This window comes from Pseudomonas sp. C7.1 (assembly GCF_056312395.1).
This window is the reverse complement of sequence record NZ_JBWDTL010000003.1, coordinates 2,165,774-2,181,467: the sequence shown is the minus strand read 5'-3', so window position 1 is coordinate 2,181,467 and position 15,694 is coordinate 2,165,774. Positions and strand designations below refer to the sequence as shown.

13 protein-coding genes and 1 pseudogene are annotated in these 15,694 nt (G+C 61.2%); 11 read left to right on the top strand and 3 right to left on the bottom strand.

Annotation, left to right across the window (positions count from 1 at the left end):
- Nucleotides 1-81 precede the first annotated feature (81 nt).
- The 5 genes from AC0T4W_RS13625 (at nt 82) to AC0T4W_RS13605 (ending at nt 4,838) form a co-directional block, all read left to right on the top strand.
- A complete protein-coding gene (locus AC0T4W_RS13625) occupies nt 82-762 on the top strand; it encodes a 6-phosphogluconolactonase (RefSeq protein ID WP_476319702.1) in 681 nt (226 codons plus the stop codon).
- A 76-nt stretch (nt 763-838) separates the two neighbouring features.
- Nucleotides 839-2,647, top strand: a complete 1,809-nt coding sequence (gene edd / locus AC0T4W_RS13620) for a phosphogluconate dehydratase (protein WP_476323660.1) — start codon at nt 839-841, stop codon at nt 2,645-2,647.
- 36 nt (nt 2,648-2,683) lie between these two features.
- Entirely contained in the window at nt 2,684-3,334 is a 651-nt protein-coding gene (locus tag AC0T4W_RS13615; RefSeq protein WP_476319700.1) for a bifunctional 4-hydroxy-2-oxoglutarate aldolase/2-dehydro-3-deoxy-phosphogluconate aldolase, read from the top strand.
- Nucleotides 3,331-3,780 carry an acyl-CoA thioesterase gene (locus tag AC0T4W_RS13610; protein WP_476319698.1) on the top strand — a complete coding sequence of 150 codons (450 nt, stop codon included), beginning with the start codon at nt 3,331-3,333 and terminating at the stop codon, nt 3,778-3,780. Before AC0T4W_RS13615 ends, AC0T4W_RS13610 begins: the two co-directional genes overlap by 4 nt.
- A gap of 77 nt (nt 3,781-3,857) precedes the next feature.
- Nucleotides 3,858-4,838 carry a tRNA dihydrouridine synthase gene (locus AC0T4W_RS13605; protein ID WP_476319696.1) on the top strand — a complete coding sequence of 327 codons (981 nt, stop codon included), beginning with the start codon at nt 3,858-3,860 and terminating at the stop codon, nt 4,836-4,838.
- Here the strand turns inward: AC0T4W_RS13605 and AC0T4W_RS13600 are convergent.
- Nucleotides 4,815-4,946: pseudogene (locus AC0T4W_RS13600) on the bottom strand (NAD(P)-dependent oxidoreductase); the annotation flags it as partial. The gene AC0T4W_RS13605 and the pseudogene AC0T4W_RS13600 sit on opposite strands and share 24 nt — an antisense overlap.
- Before the next feature lie 157 nt (nt 4,947-5,103).
- Between AC0T4W_RS13600 and AC0T4W_RS13595 the strand changes: the two are divergent.
- The gene (locus AC0T4W_RS13595; protein ID WP_476319694.1) at nt 5,104-5,550 is read left to right on the top strand and encodes an Hsp20 family protein; all 447 of its coding nucleotides are present in this window, start codon (nt 5,104-5,106) and stop codon (nt 5,548-5,550) included.
- Nucleotides 5,551-5,598: 48 nt separating this feature from the next.
- Here AC0T4W_RS13595 and AC0T4W_RS13590 read toward each other — a convergent pair whose 3' ends face one another.
- Nucleotides 5,599-8,898, bottom strand: a complete 3,300-nt coding sequence (locus AC0T4W_RS13590) for a PAS domain S-box protein (protein ID WP_476319692.1) — start codon at nt 8,896-8,898, stop codon at nt 5,599-5,601.
- Nucleotides 8,899-9,001: 103 nt separating this feature from the next.
- The gene (locus AC0T4W_RS13585; RefSeq protein WP_476319690.1) at nt 9,002-9,895 is read right to left on the bottom strand and encodes a LysR family transcriptional regulator; all 894 of its coding nucleotides are present in this window, start codon (nt 9,893-9,895) and stop codon (nt 9,002-9,004) included.
- Between the two features lie 182 nt (nt 9,896-10,077).
- Between AC0T4W_RS13585 and leuC the strand changes: the two genes are divergently transcribed.
- From leuC to AC0T4W_RS13560, 5 genes are all read left to right on the top strand, one after another.
- Nucleotides 10,078-11,505 carry a 3-isopropylmalate dehydratase large subunit gene (gene leuC, locus AC0T4W_RS13580; RefSeq protein ID WP_476319688.1) on the top strand — a complete coding sequence of 476 codons (1,428 nt, stop codon included), beginning with the start codon at nt 10,078-10,080 and terminating at the stop codon, nt 11,503-11,505.
- A gap of 10 nt (nt 11,506-11,515) precedes the next feature.
- On the top strand, nt 11,516-12,163 hold the full coding sequence (gene leuD, locus AC0T4W_RS13575) for a 3-isopropylmalate dehydratase small subunit (RefSeq protein WP_476319686.1): 648 nt from the start codon (nt 11,516-11,518) through the stop codon (nt 12,161-12,163).
- Between the two features lie 101 nt (nt 12,164-12,264).
- Nucleotides 12,265-13,347, top strand: a complete 1,083-nt coding sequence (leuB, locus tag AC0T4W_RS13570; protein WP_476319684.1) for a 3-isopropylmalate dehydrogenase — start codon at nt 12,265-12,267, stop codon at nt 13,345-13,347.
- Between the two features lie 54 nt (nt 13,348-13,401).
- Nucleotides 13,402-14,514, top strand: coding sequence for an aspartate-semialdehyde dehydrogenase (gene asd, locus AC0T4W_RS13565; protein ID WP_069521323.1), 1,113 nt, complete (start codon nt 13,402-13,404; stop codon nt 14,512-14,514).
- A gap of 144 nt (nt 14,515-14,658) precedes the next feature.
- A complete protein-coding gene (locus tag AC0T4W_RS13560) occupies nt 14,659-15,669 on the top strand; it encodes an aspartate-semialdehyde dehydrogenase (protein ID WP_476319681.1) in 1,011 nt (336 codons plus the stop codon).
- Nucleotides 15,670-15,694 lie beyond the last annotated feature (25 nt).

The window sequence follows — 15,694 nt, the reverse complement described above, 5'->3', positions numbered from 1 at the left end:
TGGCAAGGATGTTGGTGAACACGACAAAGGTGCATTATTGCGCGGCCTTATGACATACCGATAGCTTAGCCGGGGTTGCTTATGAGCCAAAATTTGCTGCATTGCCATGCCCAGCGCCACGTGTGTTTGCAAGCGCTGGCTGCCGACCTGTTGGCGCAGCTCCAAACCACGCTGGCGCAGCAGCCCCGCGCCGGGCTGATCCTGCCCGGCGGCAGTAGCCCGCAAGCCTTGTTGCCCTTGCTGGCGCAGCAACTGGATAGCCAGCGCATCGACCTCAGCCCCAGTGATGAGCGCTGGGTACCGGCGCAGGCAGCCGAGAGCAATTGGCAGCTGCTGCATCAGGGATTGCCCACAGCCAATTGCCTGGACCCACGCCAGGGTGCGACGTTGGCGCAGGCGGCCTTGAACTGGGGCGAGCAGCTGGCGCAGTGGCCGCCTTTTAGCGCGGTGCTGCTGGGCATGGGGGAAGACGGCCATATCGCCTCACTGTTTCCCGGTATGCCTGGTCTGGCGGGTGCGCTCGATCCGCACGCCGAGCCTGCAGCCCTGCCGGCCCTGGCCCCGCAGGAGCCGCGCGAGCGTCTGTCACTGAACCTGGCCATGCTGCAGCGTGGTCAATGGCTGGGCTTGCTGGCGTTTGGCGAGCGTAAGCGCGAGTTGATTAATGCCGTACTGGCCGACCAGCCGGCGGCGCGTGAGTTACCGCTGTATGCCTGGCTGCAACGCAGCCCGTTGCCGGTCACTATCTACTGGGCTCCCTGAGCACCTGCTGCGTTAAAGCCAGCTTTAAGCCGTTACACTGTAGGCCTGTACCTCGCCGATAAAGGAACCCGTCATGTTGCATCCGGTTATTGAGCAGGTTACCGCCGCACTTGAAGCGCGCTCGGCCAAGCGCCGTGAGCGCTATTTACAGCGCCTGGCGCTGGCGGCTGGGCGCACCGCGCATCAGGCCCTGGGGTGCTCCAACCTGGCCCATGCCCTGGCTGCGCAACCTGAGGATGCGCGGCTGATCATGAAGCAGGGCGGCTCGCCGCATGTGGCGATCATCTCCAGCTACAACGATCTGCTTTCGGCCCACGCGCCGCTCAGGGAGTATCCCGAGCGTCTCAAGGTAGCGCTGGCCAAGGCTGGCGCGACCTCGCAGTTCGCCGCCGGGGTGCCGGCCATGTGCGATGGCATCACCCAGGGCGAGGGCGGTATGCAGCTGTCGCTGTTCTCCCGCGACTTGATTGCCCAGGCCGCCGCTATCGGCCTGACCCATGGCATTTTTGACGGTGCTTTGTACCTTGGAGTGTGCGACAAGATCGTCCCAGGCCTGCTGATCGGGGCTTTGCACTTTGGCCATCTACCGGCTGTGTTCGTGCCGGCAGGCCCGATGCAATCCGGTCTGCCGAACAAGGAAAAAGCCGCAGTGCGTCAGCGTTACGCCCGTGGCGAAGCCAGTCGTGATGAGCTGCTGGCTGCCGAACTGGCCGCCTACCACCAGGCCGGCACTTGCACCTTCTACGGCACCGCCAATACCAATCAGTTGTTGATGGAAGCCATGGGCCTACATGTGCCGGGCAGCGCCTTTATCCACCCTTACACGCCGCTGCGCGATGCGCTGACTGATGAAGCCGCGCGCCTGGTGGCGCACAACAGCCGCCAGGGCGAGCGCTATCTGCCGGTCGGTCAGCAGATTGATGCGCGGGCGCTGATCAACGCGGTGGTGGCGCTGCTCGCCAGTGGTGGCTCGACCAACCACACCCTGCACCTGCCGGCCATTGCCCGGGCCGCCGGCTATGAGCTGAGCTGGGATGACTTTGCCGCCCTGTCCAAGGTGGTGCCGTTGCTGGCGCGGGTCTATCCCAATGGCGCGGCGGACGTGAATCAGTTTCAGGCTGCCGGTGGTCCGGCCTGGCTGTTGCGAGAGCTGCTCGGCGCCGGCTTGCTGCATGACGATGTCGCCACCGCAGCCGGGCATGGTTTACGCGCTTACACCCGTGAGCCCTGGCTGGATGGCGAGCGCCTGGCTTGGCGCGAGCTGCCGGCGCAGAGCCCGGCGTCCGATATTGTTCGGCCGGTGAGCGAGCCGTTTGCCGAGGAGGGCGGGCTGGTGTTGCTGGCGGGCAACCTGGGCCGCGCCATCCTGAAAACCTCGGCGGTGGACCCAGCCTTCTGGCACATCCGCGCCCAGGCGCGCATCTTCGATTCGGAAGCGGCCGTGCAGGCCGCCTACAGCGCTGGCGAACTGCAAGGTGACCTGGTGCTGGTGGTGCGCTTCCAAGGCCCACAAGCCAATGGCATGCCCGAGCTGCACAAACTGATGCCGCTGCTGGCCAATCTGCAGCAAGCTGGCCAGCATGTCGCGCTGATTACCGATGGGCGCATGTCCGGCGCATCCGGACAGGTTTCCACTGCCCTGCACGTAACTCCGGAAGCGGCGGCAGGTGGCGTTTTGGCGCGCTTGCAGGACGGTGATTGGCTGGTGCTGGACGCGCAAAACGGGCTGCTGCAGGTGGAGCTGAGCGAGCAGCAACTGGCCGCGCGGCCATTGGCGTCTGCCAGTGCCGAGCTGGAATTGGGCTATGGTCTGGAAATGTTCGCCGCACAGCGCCGCTTGGTTGGCTCGGCCGAGCAGGGCGCCAGCAGCCTGTTTGAAGACTGAATGCAACGATTGAATCTTGAGAGCGGGGAGCAAGGCATGAGCCTGACGATGGATGTGGTGCTGCAACAGGCCCGCCCGGTGTTGCCGGTGTTGGTGATCGACGATATCAGCCTGGCAGTGGACCTGGCCCGCGCGCTGCACGCCGGCGGTATTCGCGTGCTGGAAGTGACCCTGCGTACCCCCGGCGCGCTGGATGCCCTGGCGGCGATGCGTAAGGAGCTGCCGGACCTGTTGATCGGCGCCGGCACGGTGATCCACGCCGAACAGTTTCTCGAAGCCCGCGATGCCGGTGCCCAGTTCGCCGTCAGCCCTGGCTGCACTGAACGCCTGGCCGCTGCGGCAGAAGATTCCGGCTTGCCGTATTTACCCGGGGTGATGACGCCGTCCGAGGTGTTGCTGGCGCTGGAATACGGCTACCGCTCGTTGAAGCTGTTTCCGGCCGATGGAGCCACCAGCATCAAAATGCTCAAGAGTTTCAAAGGCCCGTTTACCGGTATTCGTTTCTGCCCAACCGGTGGGGTAACCCCGGACAACCTGTTGGGCTTCCTGCGCCTACCCAACGTCGCTTGCGTCGGCGGCACCTGGATCGCGCCAAGCAACCTGGTACGCGCCCGCGCTTGGGACCAGATCACTCAGTTGGCGGCCGAGGCCCGCGCCCTGGCCGGTAGCCTGGAACAACCGGCATGAGCTGGGACCTGAGCAATCCCTTTGTGATCGATATCCAGGTTACGGCAGAGGATATCGACGGCCTCGGCCACGCCAATAACGCCGTTTATGTCAGCTGGCTGGAGCGCTGCGCCTGGCGGCATTCGCAATTCTTAGGGCTGGATCTAGCCGAATACCGCCGCCTCGACCGCGCCATGGCGGTGCTACGCCATGAGATTGATTACCTGGCCAGCGCCTACGAAGACCAGCAGCTGCAGATGGCTACCTGGATTGTTGAGTCCGACCAGCGCCTGAAGATGGATCGGCGCTTCCAACTGATTCGCCCGGCAGACGGCGTGACCCTGTTGCGGGCGAAAACCACCTTCGTCTGCATCGAGCTGTCCAGCGGCAAACCCAAACGCATGCCGCCAGAGTTTGTCGAAGGGTATGGTGCGGCGTTGCAGCCAGTTTTCCCTATGGAACTCTAAGCGCCGTTGGGCCGATGCCTGGCTGTTGATCCGCCGCGCCGCGTACACTACGCGGCGTTTTTCTGAGAGCTGAATTTATGCAAATCGCCCTGGCCCCGATGGAGGGGTTGGTCGACGAAATCCTTCGCGATGTGCTCACCCAAGTGGGCGGCATCGACTGGTGCGTGACGGAATTTATTCGGGTGACCGAGCGTGTGCTGCCCGTCAGCACCTACGAGAAGCTCGCCCCTGAATTGTTCAGCGGCGCGCAAACGGCCGCCGGTACGCCGCTGCGTGTGCAGTTCCTCGGTTCCGATCCGGCCTGCCTGGCGGATAACGCCGCCTTTGCCTGCACCCTCGGCGCGCCGGTGATCGACCTCAACTTCGGCTGCCCCGCCAAAACGGTGAACAAGTCCCGTGGCGGCGCGGTGCTGCTCAAGGAGCCCGAACTGCTTCACTCCATCGTCCGCGAGGTGCGCCGTGCGGTGCCGGCAGCGATTCCGGTGACGGCGAAGATGCGCTTGGGTTTCGATCACAAGGACTACGCCCTGGACTGCGCTCAAGCCCTGGCCGATGGCGGCGCAGCGCAGATCGTGGTGCACGCGCGGACCAAGGTCGAAGGCTACAAACCGCCGGCGCATTGGGAGTGGGTGGCGCGGGTGCAGGAAGCGGTCAAGGTACCGGTATTCGCCAATGGCGAGATCTGGACCCTGGATGACTGGCGGCGTTGCCGTGAGGTCAGTGGTGTTGAGGACATCATGCTCGGTCGTGGCCTGGTGGCGCGCCCGGACCTGGCCCGGCAGATCGCCGCCGCCAAGGCCGGGCAGGACGTAACACCGATGAGCTGGGCCGAGCTGCAGCCGCTGCTGGCTGATTTCTGGCTGCAGGCACGGCGCAAGATGTCACCGCGTTATGCACCGGGGCGGCTCAAACAATGGCTGGCGATGCTCACCCGCAGCTACCCCGAGGCCACCGAGTTGTTCAACCTACTGCGCCGCGAAAACGACTGCCTGCGTATCGATGGGCTGCTCGGTCTCGATTTTGCCGAAGCGGAGCCTGGCCAGCAGGCGAGTGCTTAGGACGACCGCGCCTTTGGCCGCCGCGTAGTCGATATATTCCCCTGGTGCGCCAAGCCGTGCAGCCACTGAGGATGGGTTGACGATAACGCCGCCGTTACCGCCCTGGCGGCGCTGATCAGCATGACTTTTTCCATCAATCTCCCCTCCCTGTAAGAAAATTTTGCAGAGGCTTGAAATCTATTTGAGTAGCCACATTTTCAGTGATGTGGGATGCCGAAGTCGGGTCCCTCGATTGACTACTCGCTGAAACTCAGGAGATTTAGACATGAGCACTGCATTTTCCATGACCCCGCTGTTTCGCCAGTCCGTTGGTTTCGACCGGTTTAATGATCTGTTCGAGTCGGCCATGCGCAATGAGTCTGGCAGCAGCTACCCGCCCTATAACGTCGAAAAGTATGCCGATGACCGTTATCGCATCGTAATCGCCGCCGCCGGTTTCCAGGAAGACGATCTTGAATTGCAGGTCGAGCGCGGCGTGCTGACCGTTACGGGCGGCAAGCGCGACACCAGCGCCGAGAACGTCACCTACCTGTACCAGGGCATCGCCCAGCGCGCGTTCAAGCTGTCGTTCCGTTTGGCTGACCATATCGAGGTCAAGGCTGCCAGCCTGGTCAACGGCCTGCTGAATATCGACCTGGTGCGCATCGTGCCGGAAGAGGCCAAGGCCAAGCGCATTCCAATCGGGGCCAGCCGCGCTGTACTGCAGAGTTAAGCAGCCACGTTGTTAGCAACAAGGGCACCTGCGAGTGCCCTTGTTGTTTTACAGGGGCGCCGGTATGAAGTTGTCGTGCAGCAACTGGCGGAACTGCTCCAGCGGCACTGGTCTGCTGAACAAGTAGCCCTGGTAGTGGTGGCAGCCCTGTTGCTGGAGGAATTCCAGCTGGTCGGTTTGCTCGACGCCTTCGGCAATAATGCCCAGGCCCAGGCTGCGCGCCATGGCGACAATGGCGCGGATGATTTCCGCATCGTTGGCATCCAGGGTGGCGTCGCGCACGAAGGATTGGTCGATCTTCAGCACATCCACCGGCAGGCGCTTGAGGTAGGTCAGCGAGCTGTAGCCAGTGCCGAAATCGTCCATGGCGAAGGTCACGCCGATGCGCTTGAGACGATTCATCTTGGCGATGGTGTCGTCGATGTTCTGGATCACGATGCCTTCGGTGATTTCCAGCTTGAGCATATGCGGCGGCAGGTGGCTGCTGGTCAGGCTGCGTTCCACCAGTTCGACAAAGTCATTCTGGCGGAACTGCCGAGGGCTGATATTCACGCACAGGCTGAACTGCGTGACGTTGACCATGCCCTGCTCAAGCAGCTGGGCGCAGGCGTGGCAGGCTTCGGCGAGGACCCAGCCGCCGACTTCGAGAATCAGCCCGCTTTCTTCGAGAACATGGATAAATAGCGCCGGCGACTGGGCGCCCAGTGTCGGGTGCATCCAGCGCAGCAGGGCTTCGGCGCCGATAACCTGGTTGTTGCGCGCATCCACCTGGGGCTGAAAGTGCAATTCGAACTCGCCTCGCGCGAGCGCCAGGCGCAGATCATTTTCTAGGCGCAGGCGTTCGCTGGCGGCCTTTTGCATGGTGTTGCGAAACAGCTGGATGCAGTTGCGCCCCGAGTCCTTGGCCCGGTAAAGGGCAATATCGGCGCGCTTGAGCAGGTCCGAGGGGGTATCACCATGGTCGGGAATCAGGGCGATGCCGATGCTTGGGGTAACTTGCAGTTGGTGGCCGTCGAGCTGCATCGGCTCGGCCAGCAGATGGCGCAGTTTTTCCGCTAGGGTGCGCACCTGCTGCACCACCTCTGAGCGTTTGCCTTCCAGGCCGGAAATCAGTACGACAAACTCGTCACCGCCCAGGCGCGCCACAGTGTCTTCCTGGCGCACGCTGGCCTCCAGGCGTGCGGTAACCAGCTTGAGCACGGCATCACCGACGGGGTGGCCGAGTGAATCATTGATGTGTTTGAAGTGGTCGAGGTCGAGAAATAGCAGGGCGCCGCGCAATTCGTGGCGTTTGAGCAGGGATATCTGCTGGGTCAGACGGTCGAGCAACAGCGCGCGGTTGGGCAGGTTGGTCAACGAGTCGTGGTAGGCCAGGTGCTGCACCTGGGCCTGCGCCTCCTTGAGTTCACTGATATCTCGGGCGGTGAGCAGCAGGCAGGGCGTGTTATTGAGTTCGATGGGCTCGACCGATACCTCGACCAGCTTGACCGTGCCGTCGCGGTGCTTGCCGTGCATTTCCATGTGGTAGACATGCCCGTCGCGCTGGAGCTTCTGCACCATCACCTCACGTTCGCAGATATCGGCCCAGACGTTGAGCTCTATGGAGCTGCGGCCGATCACCTCGTCGATGTTGTAGCCGGTCAGGCGGCCGAAGCCTTCATTGACTTCGATATAGCGGCCCGTATCGCGCTCGGTGATGGTGATGGCGTCGGGGCTGGAGTGGAACGCCAGGGCGAACTTCTCCTGGCTGGCCTGTAGCTCGGCCTGAGCTTTCTGCCGCTCGCTGATGTCGCGGAAGGTGGTGAGGATGCAGCGCTGGTTGCTGACAAGTACTACCCGAGAGGAAACCACGCAGGTAATGATGCGGCCACCTTTGGCGCGGTAGTCTGCAACTTCGTTGTGCAGCACTTGGTCGCGTTTAAGCTTGCCGGCTAGGTTATTGCGTTGCTGGAGGTCGGCCCATAACTGGAGATCGGTCATCCTTTTTCCGATCACCTCTTCCGGTTGCCAGCCAAAGGTCTGGCTGAAGCTGGCGTTGATCTCCAAGGCCAGGCCTTCTGGCAGAGTGGTTAGGGTGATCGGGTCTGGACTGGACTGGAACAGGCTGGCGAACTTGGCTTCCGAGGCGGCCAGGCTTTGTTCGCGTCGCACTCGTTCGCTGATATCAATAAGAATGCCGGCCATGCGCTCGGGCTTACCATCGGCGTCGCGGTAGAGTTTGGCGGTGCTTTCCAGGTAATGCACTTTCTTGTTGCCATACACCGCCCTGTAGGTGACCTGATAATCCTCGGTCAGGCCCAGCGCCAGGTTGTTGAAGTGCTTGCGCATGGCGTGGCGGTCTTCCATCGGGACAAAGCTGAAGAACTTGCGGAAATCGTCATGGAAGGGTTCTTCCGTCAGACCGTGCAGTTTGGCGGCACGGGCCGAGCCAAACAGCATATTGCTGGGGATGTGCCAGTCCCAGGTGCCGAGGTCGGCGGAGTCCAGGGCCAGATTGAGGCGCTCCTGGCTGTCGTGTAGTGCCTGCTCCTGCTGGCGTTGCTGAGTAATATCACGCAGCGACAGCACCAGGCAGGGCAGGCCTTCCAGAAGTATTTCACCGCCGAACAGCAGGTTTCTACGAGTGCTGCCATCGCGATGGTAAAGATGTACTTCTAGGCCGTTAAGGGCGTTGTTCTTTACGGCCTCGACCATCCGTTGGCGATCTTCGGCGCGCGCCCAGATGCCCATTTCCAGGGAGGTACGGCCTAGGGTTTGCTTGCTGCTCCAGCCGAACTGGCGTTCGAAGCCGGCGTTGACCTCGATAAAGCGCCCGCTGGCTTTGTCGGTAATTACCACAGCATCGGGGCTGTAATTGAAGGCCTTGGCGAATTTTTCCTCGCTGCTGCGTAGCGCCTGCTCGCGGATTTGTTGGCTGGTGATATCGCGGATAACGCCGATTACGCGCTGTTTGCCTTCGGCATCCAGTTGCAGGCTGCCGCTGATTTCCAGCCAATGCAGGCTGCCGTCTGGCCAGCGAATACGGTGGCGAAAGGCGCGATTGCTCGGGTTGCCGGCGAGCAGTTGTTCGAACAGGCGCATTACACCTGGGCGGTCTTCGATGGGGATCAGCTCGATATAGTCGATGCGTTTTTCCAGCGGCTGCTTGGGGTCGAGGCCAAACAGGGCCTGGGCGCCGCGTGACCAACTGACTCGGCCGCTTTCAATGTCCCAGTACCAGGTACCCAGCTTGGCACCGTTGAGGGCGCGCAACAGGCGTGGGGCATCGTTCCAGGTGCTTTCGAATTCGGCAGGGTCCAGTGCCGGGATAAACGGCAGTGGTGGACGGCGATCACTGGATTTAGCCACGACCCACTCTTCCTTTATCTGCGTCGGTTTCATGGCCTTGGGCTGAACAGCTGGGCTGAGTCATGCAGAAACCTTTCTTATCGTTATAAACCCACGTTAGCCCCTAGTCCCTGGCCATTGCAAGGCCATCACGCTGGGCATCCAGCAGGTTCATAAAGGCCCGCGCAGCGTTCGAAAGGGTGCGTTCGGTGTGGCTGATATAGCCCAACTGGCGGGACAACTGGATGCCCGGTAACGGTAGGCGCGCCACCTGTTCGTCGAGCATGGTGCGCGGCAGCACACTCCAGGCCAGTCCGATGGAGACCATCATCTTGATGGTCTCCAGATAGTTGGTGCTCATGGCGATATTCGGTGTCAGCCCTTGGGCTTCGAATAAGCGCCGCACGATATGGTGGGTAAAGGTGTTGCCGCCGGGAAATACCGCCGGGTGATGCGCCACATCGGCCAGGCTGATCACACCACTACGTGCTAGCGGATGCTCGGGGGCGGCGACGAAGTCCAGCGGGTCGTCCCACACGGCCACTGCATGCACCGGCTCACGGGTTTCCGGGGCCAGGGTGATCACCGCCAGCTCGGCGCGACCATGCAGCACTTCTTCATAAGCCACTTCAGAGTCGAGAAACTGGATATCCAGCGCTACTTGCGGGTGCGCCCGGGTAAAAGCGCGCAACAGCGGCGGCAGGCGATGCAGGCCGATATGGTGACTGGTGGCCAGGGTCAGGCGACCGCTGATCTCGCCATTCAGGTTGGTCAGTGCACGGCGCGTATCATCGAGCACATTGAGAATCTGATAAGCGCGCGGCAGCAGGGCGCGGCCGGCTTCGGTCAGGCTCACCTCGCGGCCCAGTCGGTCAAACAGGCGCACACTCAACTGCTGCTCTAGGCTGGCGATGCGCTTGCTCACCGCCGGTTGGGTCAGATGAAGGCGCTGCGCCGCTTCAGAGAAGCTGCCCAGCTCGGCGATGGCGATAAAGGCATTGAGGGTGGCGAGATCCATGGGGCTGTTCCTGGCAGTGGCGGGGCGCAATGCGCGTTGCTTAAGCTTACTTGTATTCCATTGAGGAATCCTTTGGATGAAAAATATGAATTTGAGTAATTTAATTCAAGCCCATAGGATTACCCCATAAGCCAAAGGGCTATTTGCCCCAGGCATAGAAACAGGTGATGAGGGAACCGCTGATGGCCGGCAAAACGCTGTACGACAAGCTCTGGGAAATGCACGAAGTGAAGCGCCGCGACGATGGTTCGTCGTTGATCTACATCGACCGGCATATCCTCCACGAAGTGACCTCGCCCCAGGCCTTCGAAGGGCTGCGTCTGGCCGGTCGTAAGCCGTGGCGCATCGATGCCAACATCGCCACCCCGGATCACAACGTGCCGACCACCAAGGCCGAGCGTCAGGGTGGCCTGGAGGCCATCGCCGATGAAGTGTCGCGCATTCAGGTGCAAACCCTGGATGAGAACTGCGATGACTTCGGCATTCTTGAATTCAAGATGAATGACATCCGTCAGGGCATCGTTCACGTCGTTGGCCCGGAGCAGGGCGCCACCTTGCCGGGCATGACCGTGGTCTGCGGCGACTCGCACACCTCGACCCACGGCGCCTTCGGCGCGCTGGCCCACGGCATCGGCACCTCGGAAGTCGAGCATGTGCTGGCGACCCAGTGCCTGGTGGCGAAGAAGATGAAGAACATGCAGGTGTTGGTCGAAGGCCAGCTGCCGTTTGGCGTCACCGCCAAGGACATCGTGCTCGCAGTGATCGGCATGATCGGCACCGCCGGCGGCAATGGCCACGCGCTGGAGTTCGCCGGCAGCGCGATCCGCGACCTGTCCCTGGAAGGGCGCATGACCATCTGCAATATGTCCATCGAAGCTGGCGCCCGCGTGGGGCTGGTGGCGGTGGATGAGAAGACTATTGCTTATGTTGAAGGTCGTCCGTTTGCTCCGAAAGGCGCCGATTGGGCCGCCGCCGTGGCGCAGTGGCAGGATCTGGTGTCCGACGCCGACGCGCATTTCGACACCGTGGTTGAGCTGCGCGCCGAAGACATCAAACCGCAGGTCAGCTGGGGTACTTCGCCAGAGATGGTGTTGGCCGTGGATCAGAACGTGCCGGACCCTGCGGTTGAAAGTGACCCGGTGAAGAAGGATTCGATCACTCGTGCCCTGAAATACATGGGCCTCAAAGCCAATCAAGCGATCACCGATATTCAGCTTGACCGGGTATTTATCGGCTCCTGTACCAACTCGCGGATCGAAGACTTGCGTGCCGCTGCTGAAGTTGCCAAGGGCCGCAAGGTCGCCAGCACCATCAAGCAAGCGCTGGTGGTGCCAGGCTCCGGGCTGGTTAAAGCCCAGGCGGAACAAGAAGGGCTGCACCACATCTTTATCGAAGCCGGCTTTGAGTGGCGCGAGCCGGGCTGCTCCATGTGCCTGGCGATGAACCCGGACAAGCTCGGCAGTGGCGAGCATTGCGCCTCTACTTCCAACCGCAACTTCGAAGGGCGTCAGGGCGCCGGCGGGCGTACTCACCTGGTCAGCCCGGCGATGGCTGCTGCTGCTGCGGTGACAGGTCGTTTTATCGATGTGCGCGAATTGATCCAGGCCTAAGGAGCTGACGATGAAAGCTTTTACTCAACACACCGGCCTGGTCGCTCCTTTGGATCGCGCCAACGTCGACACCGACCAAATCATCCCTAAGCAGTTCTTAAAGTCGATCAAGCGCACCGGCTTTGGCCCCAACCTGTTCGATGAGTGGCGCTACCACGATATTGGTCAGCCGAATCAGGACAACTCTCAGCGCCCGGTCAATCAGGACTTCGTGCTGAATTTTGCGCGTTATCAGGGCGCAAGCGTGCTGCTGGCGCGGGAGAACTTCGGCTGCGGCTCATCCCGCGAGCACGCGCCCTGGGCGCTGGAAGAGTACGGCTTCCGCACGATCATCGCGCCGAGCTTTGCTGACATTTTCTTCAATAACAGCTTCAAGAACGGCTTGCTGCCGATCATCCTCAAGGAAGATGAAGTGGGTGCTCTGTTTGAGCAGGCCGAAGCCACGGTTGGTTATCAGCTGACCGTTGACCTGGCTGCGCAAACTGTGACCCGCCCGGATGGCGTGCAGTACAGCTTTGAGGTCGATGCCTTCCGCAAGCATTGCCTGCTCAACGGTCTGGACGATATCGGCCTGACCTTGCAGGACAGCGAGGCGATCAAGACCTTTGAAACCACCTATCAGCAGCGCAGCCCCTGGCTGTTCGGCGCAATCAAGTAAATGAAAGGGTAGGGTGGATGACGCTTTATCCATCCACCTAGTGGCTTTCGGTGGATGGAAGCTGCGCGTTCCGATCTACCCAACCAAGTGTTGAGGATGTAATGAGCAAACAGATTCTGATTCTCCCCGGCGACGGTATCGGCCCGGAAATCATGGCCGAAGCGGTCAAAGTGCTGGAGCTGGCCAACGACAAGTACAACCTGGGTTTCGAACTGAGCTTCGATGACCTCGGTGGTGCGGCCATCGACCGTTACGGCGTACCGCTGGCGGATGAAACCCTGGCCCGCGCCAAGGCAGCCGATGCCATTCTGCTCGGCGCCGTCGGCGGCCCGAAGTGGGACGCCATTGATCCGGCTATTCGTCCAGAGCGCGGCCTGTTGAAGATTCGCTCGCAGCTGGGCCTGTTTGGCAACCTGCGTCCGGCGATTCTCTATCCACAACTGGCCGATGCCTCCAGCCTCAAGCGCGAAATCGTTGCCGGTCTGGATATTCTGATCGTGCGTGAGCTGACCGGCGGCATCTATTTCGGCCAGCCGCGCGAGAGCAAGGTGCTGGAAAACGGCGAGCGCATGGCCTACGACACCCTGCCATACAGCGAAAGTGAAATACGCCGTATCGCCCGCGTCGGCTTCGACATGGCCCGTGTGCGCGGCAAGAAGCTTTGCTCGGTGGACAAGGCCAACGTGCTGGCCTCCAGCCAACTCTGGCGCGCCGTGGTGATTGAAGTGGCCAAGGATTACCCGGACGTCGAACTGAGCCATATGTACGTCGACAACGCCGCGATGCAACTGGTGCGCGCGCCCAAGCAGTTTGACGTGATGGTTACCGACAATATGTTCGGCGACATTCTCTCGGATGAAGCCTCGATGCTAACCGGCTCCATCGGCATGCTGCCGTCGGCGTCTCTGGACGCCAACAACAAGGGCATGTACGAGCCGTGCCACGGCAGCGCGCCGGATATCGCCGGGCAGGGCATTGCCAACCCGTTGGCGACCATTCTGTCGGTGTCGATGATGCTGCGTTACAGCTTCAATCAGACGGCTGCAGCCGATGCCATTGAACTGGCCGTAAGCAAGGTGCTGGATCAAGGCCTGCGTACCGGTGATATCCATAGCGCGGGTACGACCAAGGTCGGCACCGCTGCAATGGGTGATGCGGTGGCCTCCGCGCTGCGTAGTCTGTAATCTTCCAGCCCCGCTGGGGTTGTCCGGTGGGCTGTTTATAAAGGTGTAGTGGTTATGAAACGTGTAGGTCTGATCGGTTGGCGCGGTATGGTCGGTTCCGTGCTGATGCAACGCATGCTGGAAGAGCAGGATTTCGACTTGATCGAGCCGGTGTTCTTCACCACCTCCAATGTCGGCGGCCAGGGTCCTGCGATTGGCAAGGAAACGGCGCCTTTGAAGGACGCCTACAGCATTGACGAGCTGAAAAGCCTCGACGTGATTCTGACCTGCCAGGGCGGCGACTACACCAGCGAAGTCTTCCCCAAGCTGCGCGAAGCCGGCTGGCAGGGCTACTGGATCGATGCCGCCTCGTCGCTGCGCATGGACGACAGCTCAGTCATCGTGCTCGATCCCGTCAACCGCAAGGTGATCGATCAGCAGCTGGATGCCGGCACCAAGAACTACATCGGCGGCAACTGCACCGTCAGCCTGATGCTGATGGCCCTGGGCGGTCTTTACGAAGCCGGCCTGGTCGAATGGATGAGCGCCATGACCTATCAGGCGGCTTCCGGCGCGGGTGCGCAGAATATGCGTGAGTTGATCAAGCAGATGGGCGCGATCAACGCCTCGGTGGCTGATGAACTGGCTGATCCGGCCAGTGCCATCCTCGATATTGACCGCAAAGTGGCTGAAGCCATGCGCGGCGAGTCCTTCCCGGTCGACAACTTCGGCGTACCGCTGGCCGGCAGCCTGATTCCCTACATCGACAAGGAACTGCCGAACGGTCAGAGCCGTGAAGAGTGGAAGGGCCAGGCGGAAACCAACAAGATTCTCGGTCGCTTCAAGAACCCGATCCCGGTCGACGGCCTGTGTGTGCGCATCGGCGCCATGCGTTGCCACAGCCAGGCGCTGACCATCAAACTGAACAAGGATGTGCCGCTATCGGACATCGAAGGCCTGATCAGCCAGCACAACCCCTGGGTCAAGCTGGTGCCAAACCAGCGCGAAGCGAGCATTCGCGAGCTGGGTCCGACGGCTGTAACGGGCACCCTGAGCGTGCCAGTCGGTCGTCTGCGCAAACTCAATATGGGTTCGCAGTACCTCGGTGCGTTCACCGTCGGTGACCAACTGCTGTGGGGTGCGGCTGAGCCGTTGCGGCGTATGCTGCGCATCCTGCTGGAGCGTTAACCGCGCTGCGCTGATACGCAAACAGGCTGTTCAAAAGGGGCGGGCTGTTGGGTGTTCGAGTCAAATCGAGCGCTCAGCAGTCCGCTTCTTTGCATTTGGCGGGTGCAGCTATACAGTGCTGGGCTTATTTCTTCGAGCCTTGTCATGACCCGTACCTTTGATATTGCCGTAATTGGCGCCACCGGCAGCGTTGGCGAAACCCTGGTGCAGCTGCTGGAAGAGCGCGAGTTCCCAGTGGCTAATCTGCATCTGGTGGCCAGTGGCGAGTCGGCCGGGCGCTCGTTGTCCTACAAGGGCAAGAACCTGCGCGTACGTGACCTGGAAACCTTCGACTTTGCCAGTGTGCGGCTGGTGTTCTTGGCTGCCGGCAGCAAGGTGACGCAAAAGTACGCGGCGCAAGCCGCTGCGGCAGGCTGCGCGGTGATTGATCTGGCCAGCGGTTTGCCCGCTGCGCAAGCGCCACGGGTGATCCCTGAGGTTAACCCGGCCGTATTGGCAAGCCTGACCGCGCCCTATCTGCTGACCAGCCCAAGTGCTCCGGGTATTGCGCTTGCTGCAGTGCTGGCGGCGTTGCCTGAGCAAGTCAGCATTCGCCGGGTGAGTGTGACGGCCTGTCTGGCTGTCTCCAGTCGCGGGCGTAAAGGCGTCTCCGAGTTGGCGCGACAGACCGCCGAGCTGCTCAATGGCCGTGCGTTCGAGCCGCAGCTGTTTGATCGGCAAATGGCCTTTAATCTGCTGGCGCAGGTTGAGCAGACCGATAGTGCAGGGCACGCAGCGCTGGAGCGGCAGATTGCCGCTGAGCTCAAAGAGTTGCTGGGGTTGCCTGAGTTGCAGGTTGCGGTGACCTGTATTCAGGTTCCGGTGTTTTTTGGCGACAGTCTGAGCGTTTCGCTACAAACCGAAGCGGCCATCGACCTTAAAAGCGTGTATGCCGCGCTGGATACTGCTCCGGCCTTGGAGTTGGTGGAATTGGATGATTATCCAACTGCCGTTGGCGACGCCGTCGGCCAGGATGTGGTCTATGTTGGCCGAGTGCGCGCAGGTTTGAGTGATCCAGCCGAACTCAATTTGTGGATTACGTCTGATAACGTGAGAAAAGGCGCGGCGCTAAATGCTGTGCAATTAGCCGAGTTGTTGATAAAACACTATCTGTAAAAGATACTTACCTAGAAATTTGAAG